General features: G+C 47.0%; 14 protein-coding genes. 12 read left to right on the plus strand and 2 right to left on the minus strand.

Features of this window, described 5'->3' with window-relative positions; genetic code table 11:
- From NLZ44_RS20285 to NLZ44_RS20335, 11 genes are all read left to right on the plus strand, one after another.
- Complete coding sequence (locus NLZ44_RS20285) at nt 1-336, plus strand: DUF2442 domain-containing protein (protein WP_008050828.1); 336 nt, start codon at nt 1-3, stop codon at nt 334-336.
- A 106-nt stretch (nt 337-442) separates the two neighbouring features.
- On the plus strand, nt 443-616 hold the full coding sequence (locus NLZ44_RS20290; RefSeq protein ID WP_008050830.1) for a type II toxin-antitoxin system RelN family antitoxin: 174 nt from the start codon (nt 443-445) through the stop codon (nt 614-616).
- Nucleotides 617-1,015: 399 nt separating this feature from the next.
- The gene (locus NLZ44_RS20295) at nt 1,016-1,174 is read left to right on the plus strand and encodes a helix-turn-helix domain-containing protein (protein ID WP_493750948.1); all 159 of its coding nucleotides are present in this window, start codon (nt 1,016-1,018) and stop codon (nt 1,172-1,174) included.
- A 70-nt stretch (nt 1,175-1,244) separates the two neighbouring features.
- On the plus strand, nt 1,245-1,634 hold the full coding sequence (locus NLZ44_RS20300) for a type I restriction-modification system subunit M N-terminal domain-containing protein (protein WP_008050832.1): 390 nt from the start codon (nt 1,245-1,247) through the stop codon (nt 1,632-1,634).
- Nucleotides 1,631-2,947, plus strand: a complete 1,317-nt coding sequence (locus NLZ44_RS20305) for an ATP-binding protein (RefSeq protein WP_321201303.1) — start codon at nt 1,631-1,633, stop codon at nt 2,945-2,947. Before NLZ44_RS20300 ends, NLZ44_RS20305 begins: the two co-directional genes overlap by 4 nt.
- A gap of 541 nt (nt 2,948-3,488) precedes the next feature.
- The gene (locus tag NLZ44_RS20310; protein ID WP_493750949.1) at nt 3,489-4,352 is read left to right on the plus strand and encodes a DUF3387 domain-containing protein; all 864 of its coding nucleotides are present in this window, start codon (nt 3,489-3,491) and stop codon (nt 4,350-4,352) included.
- 589 nt (nt 4,353-4,941) lie between these two features.
- Nucleotides 4,942-5,193: a hypothetical protein gene (locus tag NLZ44_RS20315; protein ID WP_006670412.1), complete on the plus strand. Its 252-nt coding sequence runs from the start codon at nt 4,942-4,944 to the stop codon at nt 5,191-5,193.
- Between the two features lie 284 nt (nt 5,194-5,477).
- Complete coding sequence (locus tag NLZ44_RS20320; protein ID WP_493750950.1) at nt 5,478-6,077, plus strand: GerMN domain-containing protein; 600 nt, start codon at nt 5,478-5,480, stop codon at nt 6,075-6,077.
- A gap of 181 nt (nt 6,078-6,258) precedes the next feature.
- On the plus strand, nt 6,259-6,984 hold the full coding sequence (locus tag NLZ44_RS20325) for a Bax inhibitor-1/YccA family protein (RefSeq protein ID WP_493750951.1): 726 nt from the start codon (nt 6,259-6,261) through the stop codon (nt 6,982-6,984).
- A 496-nt stretch (nt 6,985-7,480) separates the two neighbouring features.
- Nucleotides 7,481-13,882, plus strand: a complete 6,402-nt coding sequence (locus NLZ44_RS20330) for a DUF4347 domain-containing protein (protein WP_493750952.1) — start codon at nt 7,481-7,483, stop codon at nt 13,880-13,882.
- Between the two features lie 88 nt (nt 13,883-13,970).
- Nucleotides 13,971-14,315, plus strand: a complete 345-nt coding sequence (locus NLZ44_RS20335; protein ID WP_493750953.1) for a hypothetical protein — start codon at nt 13,971-13,973, stop codon at nt 14,313-14,315.
- A gap of 24 nt (nt 14,316-14,339) precedes the next feature.
- Here the strand turns inward: NLZ44_RS20335 and NLZ44_RS20340 are convergent, their stop codons facing one another.
- On the minus strand, nt 14,340-15,002 hold the full coding sequence (locus NLZ44_RS20340; RefSeq protein WP_493750954.1) for a class I SAM-dependent methyltransferase: 663 nt from the start codon (nt 15,000-15,002) through the stop codon (nt 14,340-14,342).
- A gap of 67 nt (nt 15,003-15,069) precedes the next feature.
- Here NLZ44_RS20340 and NLZ44_RS20345 point away from each other — a divergent pair, with 67 nt between their 5' ends.
- A complete protein-coding gene (locus NLZ44_RS20345; protein WP_493750955.1) occupies nt 15,070-15,609 on the plus strand; it encodes a sterol desaturase family protein in 540 nt (179 codons plus the stop codon).
- Between the two features lie 373 nt (nt 15,610-15,982).
- Here NLZ44_RS20345 and NLZ44_RS20350 read toward each other — a convergent pair whose 3' ends face one another.
- A complete protein-coding gene (locus tag NLZ44_RS20350; protein WP_493750956.1) occupies nt 15,983-17,866 on the minus strand; it encodes an alpha/beta hydrolase in 1,884 nt (627 codons plus the stop codon).
- Nucleotides 17,867-17,893 lie beyond the last annotated feature (27 nt).

The following is a 17,893-nucleotide window of genomic DNA, read 5'->3' on the forward strand; positions in this document are numbered from 1 at the left end:
ATGTTAAAAGATATAATTGAGGCCAAACCGCTAGAAGGATATGAACTTTATCTAAAATTTGAAGATGAGGTTCATGGGGTAATAAACATCACAGAAATCATTGAATTTACCGGCATCTTTGCACCCCTGAGCGATCCAGCTTATTTTGCTACAGTCACCGTTAATCCAGACTTGGGTACTATCTGTTGGGACAATGGGGCAGATATCGATCCGGTGGTTTTGTATGCGAAAGTTTGTCAGGTCAACCTAGAGGAGTATTTTGAAGCAAAAAATCAGCCACATGGCTCAGAGCATTACAAGCCGAGTCTGTGCAGAAAGCCTTCACCGGCGAACTGACCGCCAACATCCCAAAGATGACTGAGGAGGCTGCTTGAAGTCAATCCCTAGACTAAACTTAAAATAGCTTGAAATCACTCCCAATTCAACAACTCTATCACGCACCATGAAAGCAATTGAAACCACAGCCACAATTAACGAGAATGGAGAACTAACCCTCGATCGCTCTCTGGAAGTGACCAAGCCTCAGCGAGTCCGCGTCATCGTCTTGATGATTGAAGAAGGCGAGGAAGACCCGGATGAAACCCCTACGGAAATCGCCATAGAAGGTATTCGGTAGGGCTTACGGGAAGCCTTGACAGGAAAGATTATGCCCCTTTCACAAATGTGGGAAGGCATTGATGCAGAGCTATCACCCAAGTTTTAGAGGCGATCGCCTCGAAGAAATCACGCCCCCAAACGGTCACCCTTTGCCGCTTCACCCCAGCCCCATGATAAAAGCTGGAGTGCCTATTGCGACCCCCCTCCTGCAATCCCTGGACAATCTCAGCGAGGCCGCTTGTCTGAGTTGCACGGGACTGAATGGACTGAAATGCTGCACCAACAAGACATTCAGAAATTTAAGGAAATATTCAGAATGTTAGATTGCTTGTTGAGGTTATTGTAATAATAAGGAGTCCACCGACTTTGCAGACCTAATAACTCCTTCGGGCATTGCGTAACCGACTGAACCTCTCTGATGGAGAAGTTCGCCGCTTACCTCGGTGTTTCCTTTCAGACCATCAACCACTGGGAGAAGGGACGCGCAACCCCTTCACAGATGGCGATAAAGCTGATTGAGTTGCAGTTGCGGCAGATGGGGGAGGGAGGGGCTGATTTGATGTCCGGCTTATTTTAAAGATTAGGTGCGTTACGACCCAAACCGGCTGATATCTAGCCGAACCACTATAAGTAATTGTAAAGATTGAATGTTTGAGCAGACTTTTGAAAATATTAATGATTTCCTCTGGAAAGAGGCCGGTTGTACCACTGAACTCGATTACACGGAGCAAACTTCTTGGGTGTTGTTTCTTAAGTATCTGGATGACTTAGAACAGGAACGGGCAATGGAAGCCGAGTTAGTGGGCAAGTCTTATGAGTTTATTCTGGACGAACCCTATCGCTGGTCTTATTGGGCTGTGCCGAAGTTGCCCCGTGGAGAAATCGACCGCAACAATTCTTTAATCGCCGATGATTTGGAGGTAAATGCGGAATCATTACCCTGGAAACCCTTGAAAAATGGCTGCTTGTACCCACAGAGACAGAACGTCTTGAATTTAAAGAAGCCAAAGAACAGTATGATACGACTAAACTGCTGAAATATTGTGTAGCGCTGGCCAATGAAAGAGGTGGTTATATTGTTTTGGGCGTTACCGATAAACTGCCTCGCAAAGTAGTAGGTTCCCTAGCTTGGTCAACAGCAAGGGAGTTAAACAAGATTAAGGCATATATAGTTGAGCAACTCAAATTTCGTGTAGACGCGACAGAATTGCAGCATCCTGATGGACGAGTGCTGGTGTTTGAGGTGCCAACCCGTCCCGTCGGGCAACCATTAGCCTTTAATGGAACCTACCTAATGAGAGCGGGAGAAGATTTGGTGCCGATGACACCAGATGTACTCAAGAGCATTTTTGCTGAAGACAAACAGGAGTGGTTTTCCCAACCCGCTCAATGTAACGCAAGCCCTGACGATGTAATTGCTCTGTTAGATACCCAAACCTACTTTGAACTGCTAGAAATTCCCTATCCGACTAGCCGTGATGCCGTCCTTGAAAGATTGCAGAGCCAATATTTAATCAAACAAACAGTACAGGGTTGGACAATCACAAACCTAGCTGCCATACTTTTGGCAAAAAAACTGGATGCCTTTTCCCCTGCATTGGCTCGTAAAGCACCCCGTGTTGTTATATATGAAGGGATTAATAAGCTGCAAACTCGTGATGACACAACAGACAACCGAGGATATGCCGTTGGCTTTGACAAATTAGTAGATTTTGTCCACTCAGCAGCACCGCAAAATCGCTTTATCGAAGAAGTTGTGCGAGAAGAAGTAAAGATGTTTCCAAAACAGGCTTTACGAGAACTTATTGCTAATGCTTTGGTGCATCAGGATTTTCTAGTAACAGGTACTTCAGTGATGATCGAGATGTACAGCGATCGCATTGAGATATCTAATCCAGGCATCCCATCCATTAAAGTAGAGCGATTTATTGATGAATATCGTTCCCGGAACGAACAACTCGCCGATATAATGCGACGTTTCGGCATCTGTGAGGAAAAAGGTAGTGGTATTGACAAAGTGGTAAAGGCAGCAGAGGTATTTCAACTACCCGCACCAGATTTTCGAGTAGGTGACACGCGCACTACAGCAGTGCTGTTTGCCCATCAGAATTTTGCCGATATGAGCAAAATAGACCGAATTCGAGCCTGCTACCAGCATTGCTGTCTGCTGTATGTCAGCAATCAACGAATGTCGAATCAAACCCTACGGGAGCGGTTTCGTCTAAGCGAGTCAAAGGTAGTAATGGTTTCTCAGATTATAAAAGCTACCAAAGAAGACGGCTTGATCAAGACAGACGAATCCGAATCAACTTCTACCCGCTATGCTCGCTATGTCCCTTATTGGGCATAAAAGTGCTTAAAAGCAAACCGAGATAAGTCCCTCTCAAATCCTGGAACCCTGGCAGAGCAAACAAAAAAGTGCTTAAAAGCAAACCGAGATAAGTCTCTTTCAAATCCTGGAACCCTGGCAGAGTAAACAAAAAAGTGCTTAAAAGCAAACCGAGATAAGTCCCTCTCAAATCCTGGAACCCTGGCAGAGCAAACAAAAAAACGCGATCGCCTCCTTTGACCCATACCCTACCCGGATCCACCAGTACGCACCGGCTTTTAGGCGATCGCGAAGCGTCTACTTAAGGAGAATCGCCTCTCCCAAACTGTCGGTGCCGACACTTATTCGACAAATCCGGCAAGACCTCAGAGGCGATCGCCTCTCCCAAATTGTAAAAACGCACTCAAAGATTACACCGAAGGCGATCGGACAGAAACAGGCATCCCCATCGAACAAGCGGTTGCCGTCATGCTGGAAAAATACGAAATCGTGGGGGCAATGTTTCACGGCTTCGATTATTCTGGTTTTCAGACCGAGCACCCCACCGCAACGGCTCACCCTTTTGCACAACGCCACCGACTGGATTTTGCGTCCGGAGTTTGCAGGGGAGAACGGCATCCAGCGTTACATTCAAGCGGTTACCGAACTGTCCAAAGCCTTCGCGTTATGTTCTTCTGAGGATGAGGCGATCGCTCTGCGAGAAGACTTGGGCTTTTTCCAAGCGATTAAAGCCACCCTCGCTAAACATACCGTCGAAGGGAGCAAGACCAAAGCCGAACTGGATGCGGCAGTGCGGCAAATCGTCACCCGTGCGATCGCCTCTGACCAGGTTATCGATATTTTTGCCACGGGTGGACTGGACAAACCCGAAATTTCCATCCTCTCGGACCAGTTTTTAGAAGAAGTGCGCGGCCTCCCTCAGAAGAACTTGGCCCTAGAGATTTTGAGGAAACTGCTCAATGATGAGATTCGGTCGCGATCGCGCCGGAATGTGGTGCAGTCTCGGCAGTTCTCGGAAATGCTCGAGAACACCATCAAGCGCTACCAAAACCGTTCGATTGAATCGACTCAAGTTCTCCAGGAACTGATTGCCCTAGGTCAGCAAATCCGTGAGGCTCACCAACGGGGAGAACAACTAGGCTTGACTGAAGACGAACTGGCTTTTTATGACGCGCTGGAGGTCAATGATAGTGCAGTAAAACTACTCGGCGATGCTACCCTCAAGAAAATTGCTCGCGAACTCGTAACCGCAATTCGCCAAAGTGTGACGATTGACTGGACGGAAAGGGAAACCGTGCGTGCCAAAATGCGAGCTACTGTCAAACGATTGTTGCGAAAGCACGGCTACCCGCCCGACAAACAACCTAAAGCGATTGAAACCGTCATCACTCAAGCTCAAACCCTTTGTCGGGATTGGGCGGCTTGAATGGACTCTCATATCCAACCCTTTATTTCATAAACTTGTATCTAGTGAAACGGGTAGTCCGGGTGAGTTTAGAGACGGTAAAAATTGTGGAAAATTTACCGCCTTTAAATGATATGAACTAAACCAATAGGAAAAATGTACAGAATCGCTGTTATTCATTTTTTTAGGTCCTATCAATGTGGTGGTCAGGACTTTCAGTTTTTATGCAGGGAGTGAGGAATTTGGTAGGGAAAGTGGGAAGCGACAACAACCACAGGAAGAGACTCTACCTAAGTTTTTCCTTCCGATCTGCATAAAAGTCGGGTGTGTCAAAGATAACTACTTTAAAAGCACTTGCAACCTTCGGGAGGTTCTGTAACATGAATTTGACAATCACAGCAGTTTTATTCCTATCTCTGTCCACGCTGAACTTGATTTACGTCCCCTACCAGATCGTCGATACGGAAACTTCACCACTCTTTGTGATCTCAACAATTGATAATGTTGCGCTCTGGTTAATCCGGCTTAACTCTCGATCGCATTAGGGGGAATTGCTGGTCTTGAGACATTCCCCGAATGTCAATTATAATCGTTTTGTAAGGAGAAGATTATGACCTGCCCAATGGATCACTACGGCCGACCTAAATGCCACATTACCGCCCATCCAGACCACCCCCAGCAGCAGTTTTGTTCCGCCTGTGGCCGTCGTTTTCATCATACCGAAAAATGGAATGATATTTTTTTCTTAACTGTAGCCGTTTTCACATTACTACTCATCGCCATTAATCGACTGCCACAACCCTCCGGCATCACTAGAGAAATTCCCACCCTGGAAAATGCCGAATATATCATTCCCCGGTAATAATATCCTCCTCGGCTTCGGTTTCTTCGATGCCTTCAACCAGTCGCTTGGCTTCAGTTTCCCATTGTTTGAATTTCTAGCAAATCTAACCCCGACTTTAGATCAAGATTAAAAAATGGGCAGCGATCGCCCCCCGGTTCATCACTGGTAGCTGGTGAAATCGATCGCTGGTAACCGTGGGTGTGGGGTGGGCTTGAGAGCCTCAATCCCCACGACGATCAAATTAATTTGCCAGAACCCCCGATCGCCAGTTAAACTCAAAAATACAGTTGTCGATAGAAGTCATGAAAGAGCCACAACCCGATCGCCATCAAAATATTGCTATGATTGCTGGGGTAGCGCTATTCCTTGCCGCGATCGCCGCTGGCGTGACTTGGTGGCGGGTGAGTTTTGACACTGACCAACCCCCACAGATCATATCTCCTGAACCCCCAGAAACAACCGATGCGATCGAAAAAACCGTGAATATTTACTGGGTCGATGAAGCTGATAACCAACTTGTCTGGGTTCCCAACCCCGTCACCCTCAGCGTCAGTGCTTCCCAACCCGATACCGTCCTAGCTGCCGCCTTCGATCGCCTACTCTCAGGCCCCCAGGAAGCCAACCAATATAGCGAAATTCCCCCAGGTACTCAACTACTAAATGTGACCGCCACCGAAGCTGGGGCGATCGCGATCGACCTATCGACCGAATTCACCACAGGCGGCGGTAGTGCCTCCATGATTGGCCGTTTAGGGCAAGTAGTTTACACCGCCACCAGTCTCGACCCCCTCGCACCAGTACGGATTTCCGTCAATGGCTTACCCTTAGAAGTCCTCGGCGGAGAAGGCTTAGAAATCCCTCAACCCATTACCCGACAACAGTTTGAACAGGATTTTAGGTAGGTTTCATCAGGCATAAGCTGTGCTTCCCAACCCTTGTCTAATCTTATATGGCACTTGGTTTTCTGGTAGTTTATATTACAATATTCTTAGTGTTGGGTCCCCATTCACCCCGTCGTCAATTGCCTGATGATGCGGGTTTTCTTGCTAAAACTAGATAAATGCAAAACTTTTAGGAGTTGCTATGGCAAATACCAGTAATTTTCGGCAAGCAATGGCTCAAGCCAAAGGCCAAGCCCTTGTAGGCCCTAACGTCATTGCCAATGCCCTCCCCTTTGTGGGAGGTGGTTTGCTTCTCACTGCTGTTGGTTCCTTCGCCGGTCTGAATATCATCAGCACCAACCCGGGCATCTTCATGACCACCTTCTGGGTGGCTTTGATTGCTCAGTTAGCCCTATTTTTTATCGCTAGTAGCGTTCTCGCTAACGATAATAACCAGGTGGCCCTCCCCCTGTTAGCAACCTATAGCCTCATCACCGGATATACCCTCAGTGGCTTGTTATTTGTCGCCTTGGGAACTCAAGGTGTTGGTATTACTGGTATTGGTTTTGCTGCTCTCGGTTGCGGTGTCACTTTTATCGCCGCCCGTCAAATTGGGTCTAACCTGTCCGACTCTGATGGTATCGCCCTTACTCAAACCATCAGAATTGGTATTATTGCCCTACTGGTCGCTGTTTTTGGCCAGTTGATTTTGTCGTTTTTCGGCGTTTTTACCCCCACTTGGCTAGAAATTGGTATTTCTGGACTCGGTGTCTTCCTATTCGCTGGGGCTGCGGTGGTAGATTTTTATATTCTTCCCCGCACTTATCGTGATGACCAGCCTATTCCCGCCGCTTTGTCCATGTACCTCACCTACATCAACCTGTTTATCTTTATTTTGCGCTTAATGAATGTTCTTCATCGCAACTAAGTACCCAGTTGATAGCCACGGTTAATCTCACCGACTTTAACCTGGTATAACTACTTCTCCAACTTCTCCAAACCGTAGCTATAATCACCGTGCTACGGTTTTGTTGTGACTTTTTCTGGGCGCAAAAATCGCCCATAATCCTGGTATTATTTGACAGATATACTATGGCTTTTGTTAAGTTGATACAACCGTAAATTACCAGATTTGACTCGGACTCAGCCTCCAAATTGCGCTCAAAAGTTCAGTAAAAATACTGAGGCGATTTAAATCAAAATCTGTTATTTATAGAATAGGACTCAACAGGAAACACCTTAAAACTCAATTAAGGATTCCAATTAACGCTCTTTTAGGTTGGGCGGTGAGTCAACGGGGTTGGTACTTCCTCCTGGTGGCTGAAAGGAAGTGCCAATTCTTTTACTAATGGAATTGGCAAATTAAACCTGAATTCATTAATCCAGGGTTGAATCTACCATTACACCTTTATGGATTATGAATTATGATGGCAATGTCTCGAAATGTAGCCTTATCTGCAACTGGTGCTTTACAGACGGCGAAAAGGTTAGTTTTTATTGACGCAGACCTAGAACATCCCGAAATTTTGGCTGATGGGGTGAGAAATGGCTTAGAAGCGATCATTCTCGATCGCCATCAAGATGGGATAGCACAGATTGGGGCTGTGTTATCTCATTATAGCAGCCTGGGTGCAAAAATTGCCCAGGTTCATATTTTGTCCCATGGCAGTCCAGGCTGTTTATATTTGGGGAGTGGGGTGGTTAACAGCGATACCCTGAAAAGCGATCGCCTTCACGGTTGGCGAAAGGCTTTATCAGAAACGGCTACTTTGTTCGTTTATGGTTGTCGGGTCGCCGCCGAAACCGGAACCAATTTTATCAATCAGTTAGCAGAAATTACCGGAGCAACAGTCGCCGCCTCTGGGGAAATTGTCGGTGCTGGCTATTGGCATTTGGAATATTCTACCGCGACGGTCGAGTTAAGTTTACCGTTGACGGAAAAAGCGATCGCTTCTTATCGGGGAACTTTCGGCACTATTACCGTCACCAATAACAACGATTCTGGACCTGGTTCTTTACGGGAGGCGATCGCTAATGCCAGTGACGGTTATACTATCACATTCGATAGCAGTTTGTCAAGTCAAACCATTAATCTTAGTCAAGAATTAGTCATTAACAAAAGCATCACCGTTGACGGAGAGTCTGCGTCAGGATTAACCCTAAGCGGTGGCGGAAATACTAGGGTTATTGACATCCAAATAAGTCCTGATTTTATCCCTCCATCAGTCACCTTAAAAAATCTAATTATTGCGGACGGTCTAGCCACAGGAGAAGGAGAAGATGGCGCGGGTGGAGGTATCCGCATGGCGAGTCGAACATCTTTAACCTTAGAAAATAGCCAAGTCAACAATAATCGCGCTGAGTTTGCGGGGGGTATTTTAACGGGATTTAGAAGTAATACAACCATCATTAATAGCCAATTTGACGGCAATGATGGAACCGCTGGAGGAAGCGAACGGGGAGGGGGTGCGATCGCCACGAAAAGCGCCGGAACTCTGACAGTGATTGACAGCACATTTACCAACAATAAAGGCATTAATGGCGGCGCAATTAATCACCTGTTAGGAGACTTAACTGTTGAGGGTTCAACTTTTCGGAATAATGACTCAACCCCTGGAGATTTAGGGGGTGATCCATCGGGTTATGGTGGTGCAATTTTTACTGATGGTGCGAATGCGTCAGCAGAGAATTTCGGACCCGGACCTGTGGGGGGAGAAATTCGGATTAGCAATAGTTTAATTGAGGGAAATAAAGGTTCTGGACAGGGTGGCGGACTGTTCTTATATGCTTATCCCCCTGACCGTGTAATCATCGAAAATAGCCAAATTCTTAATAATGAAGTTGTGGAAAGTAGTCGCGGACAGGCTTTAGGCGGCGGACTGCGACATGGTAATGCAGAGTTAACTATTAACAATACAACCTTTGCTAATAATCGTTCCCAAAGTCAAGGTGGTGGGTTGTGGATTGGAGAAACATCTCCAGTGACAATTACCAATACTACTATTTCTGGAAATCGCGCGGAATCAGCGGATGGAAGTGATGGCTTGGGGGGTGGAATCACCTTCGCCAATGGTACTAATCCCACCAATATTACCAATACTACTATTGCTAATAATTACGCAGGTGGTCAAGGCGGTGGGTTTTGGGGTGGTGGGGATAATGTGACTTTAACTAACACAATTTCCGCCTATAATGTGGGGAATAATCGCGGCAATGATTGGAATATAAACCATCACACAGGAACTACATATAATGATGGCGGTGGTAACATTCAATCGAATGAATTGAACCCTAACGATACTTTAATTACCAGTAACGTTACATTAGCCGATCCACTACTGGGAGATTTACAGGAAATTAATGGGGTATTAATTCATCCTATTTTACCTGGAAGTCCAGCGATTGATGGCGGAATTACTGTTAATACAATTACCACAGACCAGCGGGGAGAAACTCGTCCGGTGGATGGAGATAATAGCGGGACAGCGGAGTTTGATGTAGGTGCTTATGAGATGATTCCTACCATGGATGAACCCAGTTTAATTGTTACTAATAATAATGATGCGGGTGAAGGTTCATTAAGGGAAGCGATCGCCAATGCAGCATCGGGAGATACCATTACATTTGCAGCGGAACTCACGGGGGGAAATACTATCACCCTGACGGGAGGACAGCTAGAAATTCCGGTGGGTAAAAACCTGATTATTGACGGGGGTAATAATACCAATTTAACTATCAGTGGGAATAACATTTCTCGAGTATTTTATCTAAATTCAACCTCAGCGAATCCCACGAGTTTAACCATTCAAAATCTGACGATCGCCAACGGATATACTCCCGAAAGAGGTGGGGGTATTGCGACCACACACCAAGGGATTTTAACAGTCGAAAATGTCACCTTTAACGACAATGTGGCTGACCAGGGTGGCGGGGCAATTTTTAGCGCCTTTGAGGGAAGATTGACGGTTAATGAAAGTGATTTCAATCGGAATAAAGCGATCGCCGGGAATGACGAAAGAGGTGCGGGTGCGATCGCCTTTTGGGGACCCAATGAAATTATCGTCACCAATAGCGACTTTATCGGAAATGAAGGCATTAATGGCGCGGCGATTAACAGCCTAAATGGTCGGTTAACTGTGGAAAATTCCCGGTTTATTAATAATAGCACTACCGCCGCCTTTTACGACACCGGAAATGATAACCCTTCTTTAAGGGGATATGGTGGCGCAATTTACACCGATCGCGCCAGTACATCAAGTAATGATACATCGGGAACGATTACCATTAGGAATAGTTTATTTGAAGGAAATAGCGGACGCGGCGAAGGTGGTGCGGCTTACCTATACACGGGAACCCAAGATAACGTCATCGTTGAATCCAGCGTTTTTAAGGATAATGAAATTCTCCCGCTTCCCGGTGGAAATGGCGGAAATGGTGGTGCGATCGTTCAGATGAACAACGGCTTAAATCAAGGATTTGAAGTCATAAATACAGCATTTGTTAACAACACCGCCGCCAATCAGGGGGGTGGAATTTGGATGATGAATGCGCCGACTGTCATCACTAATACGACCTTTTCGGGAAACCGCGCCGAATCTTTGACGACTTCAGGAAATGGTGGTGCGATGGCTTTATATGGTCCTGCTGATATCATCAACACTACCATTGCGGAAAACTACGCCGGATGGGTGGGTGGCGGTATCGTCGCCTCTGCTGACCAAACGGTTACGGTCCGAAATACGATTTTCTACAAAAATACTGCTGATAACGGTACGAATAATTGGGGGATTCAACAACACACGAACCGCGAATTAGTTGATGGCGGCGGTAACATTCAATGGCTGGAAAAACTCACGAACCTTGCTAATGATTATAACGCGACTGCTACGATCGCGATCGCCGATCCTCTATTGGGTCCCCTGCAACATCAAAACGAAACCTATTTCTATCCGTTATTAGAAGGAAGTCCGGCGATCGATGGTGGTGTCAATGCGGAAACATCCACCGACCAACGCGGCGAACCTCGTCCTATTGATGGTGATGGAAATGGAACTCTTGAATTTGATATTGGCGCTTATGAATTTTCAACCATAACTGAACCGGAACCCGAACCGACTCCCGAACCGACTCCCGAACCGACTCCCGAACCGGAGGTGGAACCGGAACCGACTCCTGAACCGGAAGTCGAACCTGAACCGGAACCGACTCCTGAACCGGAACCGACTCCTGAACCGGAAGTCGAACCGGAACCGGAAGTCGAACCTGAACCGACTCCTGAACCGGAAGTCGAACCGACTCCTGAACCGGAACCGACTCCTGAACCGGAGGTGGAACCCGAACCGGAAGTCGAACCGGAACCTGAACCGGAAGTCGAACCGGAACCGACTCCTGAACCGGAACCGACTCCTGAACCGGAAGTCGAACCGGAACCGGAAGTCGAACCTGAACCGACTCCTGAACCGGAAGTCGAACCGACTCCTGAACCGGAACCGACTCCTGAACCGGAGGTGGAACCCGAACCGGAAGTCGAACCGGAACCTGAACCGGAAGTCGAACCGGAACCGACTCCTGAACCGGAACCGACTCCTGAACCGGAACCGACTCCTGAACCGGAGCCGACTCCTGAACCGGAGGTGGAACCCGAACCGGAAGTCGAACCGGAACCTGAACCGGAAGTCGAACCGGAACCGACTCCTGAACCGGAGGTGGAACCCGAACCGGAAGTCGAACCGGAACCTGAACCGGAAGTCGAACCGGAACCGACTCCTGAACCGGAACCGACTCCTGAACCGGAACCGACTCCTGAACCGGAGCCGACTCCTGAACCGGAGGTGGAACCCGAACCGGAAGTCGAACCGGAACCTGAACCGGAAGTCGAACCGGAACCGACTCCTGAACCGGAACCGACTCCTGAACCGGAACCGACTCCTGAACCGGAAGTCGAACCGACTCCTGAACCGGAAGTCGAACCGACTCCTGAACCGGAAGTCGAACCGACTCCTGAACCGGAACCGACTCCTGAACCGGAGGTGGAACCTGAACCGGAAGTCGAACCGGAACCGGAGGTGGAACCTGAACCGGAAGTCGAACCGACTCCTGAACCGGAAGTCGAACCGACTCCTGAACCGGAAGTCGAACCGACTCCTGAACCGGAACCGGAAGTCGAACCGGAACCGGAGGTGGAACCTGAACCGGAAGTCGAACCGACTCCTGAACCGGAACCGACTCCTGAACCGGAAGTCGAACCGACTCCTGAACCGGAACCGACTCCTGAACCGGAAGTCGAACCGGAACCAACTCCTGAACCGGAACCGGAAGTGGAACCGGAACCGACTCCTGAACCGGAACCGACTCCTGAACCGGAAGTCGAACCTGAACCGGAAGTCGAACCTGAACCGGAAGTCGAACCTGAACCGGAAGTCGAACCGGAACCGGAAGTCGAACCCGAACCGGAGGTGGAACCCGAACCGGAGGTGGAACCCGAACCGGAAGTCGAACCCGAACCGGAGGTGGAACCCGAACCGGAGGTGGAACCCGAACCGGAGGTGGAACCCGAACCGGAGGTGGAACCCGAACCGGAAGTCGAACCCGAACCGGAAGTCGAACCGGAACCGACTCCTGAACCGGAAGTCGAACCGACTCCCGAACCGGAAGTGGGGGTTGAACCTGCTCCGCAACCACAACCGCAACCACAACCGCAACCACAACCGCAACCACAACCGCAACCGCAAGCGGGAGGGACTCCTATTGCTGGACCTGTTGCTGTACCGGAAACTACTCCAGAAAGCAACTCTCAAGCAGAGTCGGAATTAACTCCAGTGGTGACACCAAGACTAATACAACCATTAGAAATCAGTGGTAGTATTAATATCCCATTGGTAAATATTCCCAGTTTGAATATTGATTCAATCCGCTTAATTAATGTGACCGAGGAGACCCTAGAAGGAACGGAAGCGGACGAATTAAAAGTGGGTACCTCAATGGCGGAATGGATATATGGAAGGGGTGGAAATGACACTATTTTTGGAATGGGAGGAAACGATAATTTAGAAGGAGGATTTGGTAATAATCTGTTGTTGGGAGGTGAAGATAATGACTTCATCTTGGGAGGACCGGGAAATGATACTTTATATGGCGGTCAAGGTGATGATTTCCTGTTTGGAAGAGAAGGAAATGATGTAATTTGGGGAGACATCGGAAATGATACTATTGATGGCGGCGAGGGAGATGATTTAATCTTCGGCGGCGAGGGAGATGATTTAATCCTGGGAGGATTTGGTAATAATACGATTTATGGGGGTCAAGGAAATGATACTATCCACGGAGGAGATGGTAATGATTTAATCTTCGGAAATCAAGGAGCTGATTACCTACAAGGAAATCAGGGTAATGATACGATTTATGGAGGTCAAGACAATGATACTCTGTTAGGAATTGCGGGTAATAATCTCCTGTTTGGCAATCTCGGAAATGATTTGCTGGTAGGAGGTTTAGAATCCGATACTCTCTATGGCGGTCAGGGAAATGATACGCTAATTGGAGGGGATGGAGATGATTTCCTGAGTGGTGATAAGGGTAATGATATTCTGATTGGGGGTGCAGGTCGTGATACTTTTGCGATCGCTTACGGACAAGATACGATCGCTGATTTTGAAGTGGGTGTTGACCAAATCTGGATCACGGCAGCTCTAGATCCTCGACAATTAGCGATCGCTCAAATTGACACCGGCTCTCAAATCCTTATCGCCGACACCGGAGAGGTTTTAGCCTTCTTAAATGGAGTGGAAGCGACTACCATAGATATAGAAGATTTTACCTTCTTCTAATTCGATTACCCCATCCATCTTCAAAATCATATATTTGCCACACTTAACCGATTTCGGTAAAGTAAACCAAAGGTGAATATTTGTCAATATGAAATTGAAGATTCTACTCACAACTCTGCTGGTGGTTTTCTGCGCTTGGGTGATACCAGTCCAAGCCGCAGAACCCCTCAAAACCTATTCCCTCAACATCCTACCAGAGATGTCCAGACAGAGCATCACACTTGATCCCCCTGTCACCCAGATGACTGTCAGGATACTAAAGCCTGGAGATGCGGCTATTCCCTGTGGTGATGGTCAACAGACCTATACCTGCACTTCTGGGAAAGTCCTCTGGATTCAATCTGACCAGGATCAGCCTATCAGCCAATTTTGGGGTCAGAATACGGCAGAAAAGCCTGTATATCTGACCCTAGAGGTTTTTCAGCAGCTATAGTCTCGAGAGTTTCAAGATGATTCGTCACATTTGACGATGTGCGATCACTGCATAAAACGGGTCGCCGCCACCGAGTCCTAACATTTGCAAGACCGGGGGGATAGATGACTGATGGATAATTACTTCAGGGACGCTGAAGCCGGGTAATTCCCCACTACGGACTGAGTTAAAGTAGCTTTCTACCAGTTTGACTCGCTGGGATTCTGTTGCGTCTCGCCATGCGGCGATCGCTTTTTGAAAAAACATCCGGTTAGAGAAACTCACAATCACCACTCCCCCCGGTTTTAAGACACGATGAATTTCACTAAATACGGCTTCAGGATACTGTAAATACTGTACTGATACGCAGATTAACACGGCATCAAATTCGCGATCGCCTAATGGTAATTTCGGGTCTTTATTCAGATCCTGAACAAAATAATGGTTCAGTTGACGGTTACGCGCCAACTCCTCCTCATTCATACCGTGTCCCTCTACATGGGAGAATTTCCGATCATCCGGGAGATGAGACACCCAACTACTCATCAAGTCCAACACTCTGCTATTGTCTGAAAGGCGATCGCTATATAACCCCCTTAACCTATCAATAAATCCCTCGTCAACATGGGTCACAAATCGCGGATACTCATAAAATAATCTATCCTCGGTTTCGTCTAGTTTACTCCGTTGCTTCCCTGGTAACAACATCCCTAAATTTCTCCTATCCTAGATGATTCTCAAGTTTAACCTAACTATTAATTAAATTTAATCTCTATTGGTTACACTAGCCGCAAATTCTGAGGGTGAAGCCGTGACCGTCATCAAGATTATTCTCATAGCCGTGGTCTTACTATTGACCGGGGATTTCATCTCAACTTTTTTCTATCATGTCCCTGAACATATTTTCGGGAAATATCATGGCGCTGTTCATCATAGCCATAACCGCAGTTTTATTCGCTATGCGATCGCTACCCAAAATCCCCTCGTTTTAATTACTGGATTCTTAGCCGCCTTTCCCTATCTCCTCTTTTTACCTATCTTTTGGTCGATTTCTCCCACCGGTACTATCCTGGGTTTAGTCTTAGCACAATCTCATGTACAATTTCGTCATCTTTCCCCCACTACATGGACTACACCCAACACCATAAACTACATCTGTAAACTTCTCTTTATCACCACCCCAGAAAGACATTGGCAACATCATCGCAACTCCCGAATTGCCTACGGTGATATCTTTACATTCTACGATAAACCTGCTCAATTCTGGTTTAAATTTCTCCTACAATTTAAGCAGAAAATATCATCACAATTATAATGGGTAATTAACTCTCTATAATTACTTCCCTATTCCTTGATCGCTGCTGCTTTAGCATACTTTGATTAATGCCAATATCACAAAATGCCGTTTTTGTCAATACCCATAAAAAGCCTGGCTAATTTTAGCCCCAAAACTCGTGTCTCGCCAGCTTAATCTTTTGGTCAGACAATAATTTTAATGGCGACATAATCGGGGTTGTAGCCTTTATTTTTGCATATAGACAGAGTAACCCCTTGGGAGCAATTTCTTTGAGCATACCACAACCCCCATAATCTCGTCAACTTTTTGCGAGCAATTGGCAATAAAATTGTATTAATTCTTAACATTCTTGAGAAAATCAAATCTATCTCACCGGATAAATTAGCAAAACCTATTCAATATGGGGCTTAGAAAAGGGTTGACTAGGACGAAAACGAATAGGAGTATTTTCAATGAGTTGGTAAATGGAGGCTAAAGTATCTGACCGAGAGAGTTCATCGCGGGTAATCAGAAATTGTATAATCTCAAAACTGGGAGTATCAACATAGTAGTAGGCGCTGTGAACGTCAATTTTCTTAGCAAAGTATAAGACGGCATTTACTAAATCTATGGGTAAAGCCGTCCCGGCGTTTAACTTCCATTTAACGCCATTTATCTTAGACATTTGGGAACAGTCGAAGTAGTTAAACTTTTCAAACAAATCATAAGCGGAGGTAGGTTCAACCGCCGCCTGAGAATTGACCATAATCCGAATAAATGGTCGATATTCTTCTCGTCCTTCCTGTGTGTTAACTGTTTTTAGGTAAACATTTCCCAAGCGCAAGCCAGACATAGCGACACTGGGTTCACTAAACCAATTACCCAAAACAGAAAGGTAACGCAGGACGAGATCGCGATCGCTAGAAAACAAATAAATTTCCCGACAGCGGAGAATAGCCGATCGCACATAATTATTGCGTCCCTCCCGCAAAAATTCTAAGGGGATATCTGGAGCAGATAAAATCAAGCGGTCAAGGCGCAAGTATTCCCCCATATCATTGCCTTGTTGAACTAAGCGATCCTCTTTCCCAAAGCGATCGGACAGAATTCGCAGAACATTAACCACCAATAGGCAGCCCATGCTATGACCAATGAGATTAACCTTCAAGGTAGGGAGGGGGGATAATGGTGGTTGTTCCCCTGGTAAAAAAGGCATAGAGGCATAAGGATTATCTCCCAGCGCCTTATCAAGTCGCCAGAAGAACTCTGCTAGGTCTGGTGCGCCGTAGTGAATAGCGCGATAGCGATCGCGCTGATAGACGACAATCCGCAGCAACTGGAATAGCAATAGCCACAGGAGAAACACGCTGAAAGACACCCACAGCCATTGGCTAATTAAACCAGCCAGAGTCTCCCAGGTTATCCATTGCCAGAGGGAATCAACAATCGGTCTAATCCCCCATATTGTCAACAGAGGGGCGATGAATAGGGCTAAGAGTAAATATAACACAGAGCCGCCCCCAAAAGCGGCCAGAGCCAGACCTACGATAAACTTTAAAGAAATCCCCCAATAGCGGAAAGGGTCAGTCCATAGACCGGGACTCAAAATCGGTCTTTCTCCCGGCCAGTGATAGCCGATATAGGCACTTTTTTCCTCCAAAGTTCCCACCTGATTAATGGGTCCTTTGAGGGAAATAGACTCCGCCTCATTCACAAAAGCCGGGTAGAACTTTTCTGGGGGGGTGGCATAGCCGTGGGTACGGAGGGTAATGCGATTAAAATTCGCCAAGCGCATCATGCGACCAAGTTCAGCGATATTGAACAGGGGACGAAAGCGATCGCGGCTGGGTAATTGGCGGTCAATATTTAGGGAACTCGGAGCGGTGCTGACCACTAAAAAAATATTGCTATGGTAGCGATCGGCATAAACTTCAAAATTGCGGCTGATCGCCTGAGTAAATTCTCGATTATGCCAACTATTGAGAGTGCGGATCACATAATCCTCATTTACCTGAGTCTCAAAGCCTGGGTATTCCAGGAGATTACAAGACGATCGCAACACCGAGGCGATCTCTGCTTCGGAAGTGTAACCCCCATAGGTCGGCAGTCCCTCCACAGTCCCGGGTTTGGTATTGGGGGGATATGGGTAGCCAAGCTGGACAATGCGAGCTTTCGTCCAAGCGTCTGAAAACGGAGCGGTATTCCGAACAATTGATTCTAACCATCGGCGATCGTTTTCCAAGGTATCGCGATGCCAATAGAAGGGTAGGGTTTGGTAGCTGCGCTCAGTTCCCATATTAATTATCTATGAGTTATTGGGAGT

Source organism: Arthrospira sp. PCC 9901, assembly GCF_059013425.1.

Coding starts and splice junctions, on each gene's coding strand:
- NLZ44_RS20315 (WP_006670412.1), top strand. CDS start 4,942: ATGACCTGCCCAATGGATCACTACGGCCGACCTAAATGCCACATTACC.
- NLZ44_RS20325 (WP_493750951.1), top strand. CDS start 6,259: ATGGCAAATACCAGTAATTTTCGGCAAGCAATGGCTCAAGCCAAAGGC.
- NLZ44_RS20290 (WP_008050830.1), top strand. CDS start 443: ATGAAAGCAATTGAAACCACAGCCACAATTAACGAGAATGGAGAACTA.
- NLZ44_RS20330 (WP_493750952.1), top strand. CDS start 7,481: ATGATGGCAATGTCTCGAAATGTAGCCTTATCTGCAACTGGTGCTTTA.
- NLZ44_RS20320 (WP_493750950.1), top strand. CDS start 5,478: ATGAAAGAGCCACAACCCGATCGCCATCAAAATATTGCTATGATTGCT.
- NLZ44_RS20285 (WP_008050828.1), top strand. CDS start 1: ATGTTAAAAGATATAATTGAGGCCAAACCGCTAGAAGGATATGAACTT.
- NLZ44_RS20350 (WP_493750956.1), bottom strand. CDS start 17,866: ATGGGAACTGAGCGCAGCTACCAAACCCTACCCTTCTATTGGCATCGC.
- NLZ44_RS20295 (WP_493750948.1), top strand. CDS start 1,016: ATGGAGAAGTTCGCCGCTTACCTCGGTGTTTCCTTTCAGACCATCAAC.
- NLZ44_RS20335 (WP_493750953.1), top strand. CDS start 13,971: ATGAAATTGAAGATTCTACTCACAACTCTGCTGGTGGTTTTCTGCGCT.
- NLZ44_RS20300 (WP_008050832.1), top strand. CDS start 1,245: ATGTTTGAGCAGACTTTTGAAAATATTAATGATTTCCTCTGGAAAGAG.
- NLZ44_RS20340 (WP_493750954.1), bottom strand. CDS start 15,002: ATGTTGTTACCAGGGAAGCAACGGAGTAAACTAGACGAAACCGAGGAT.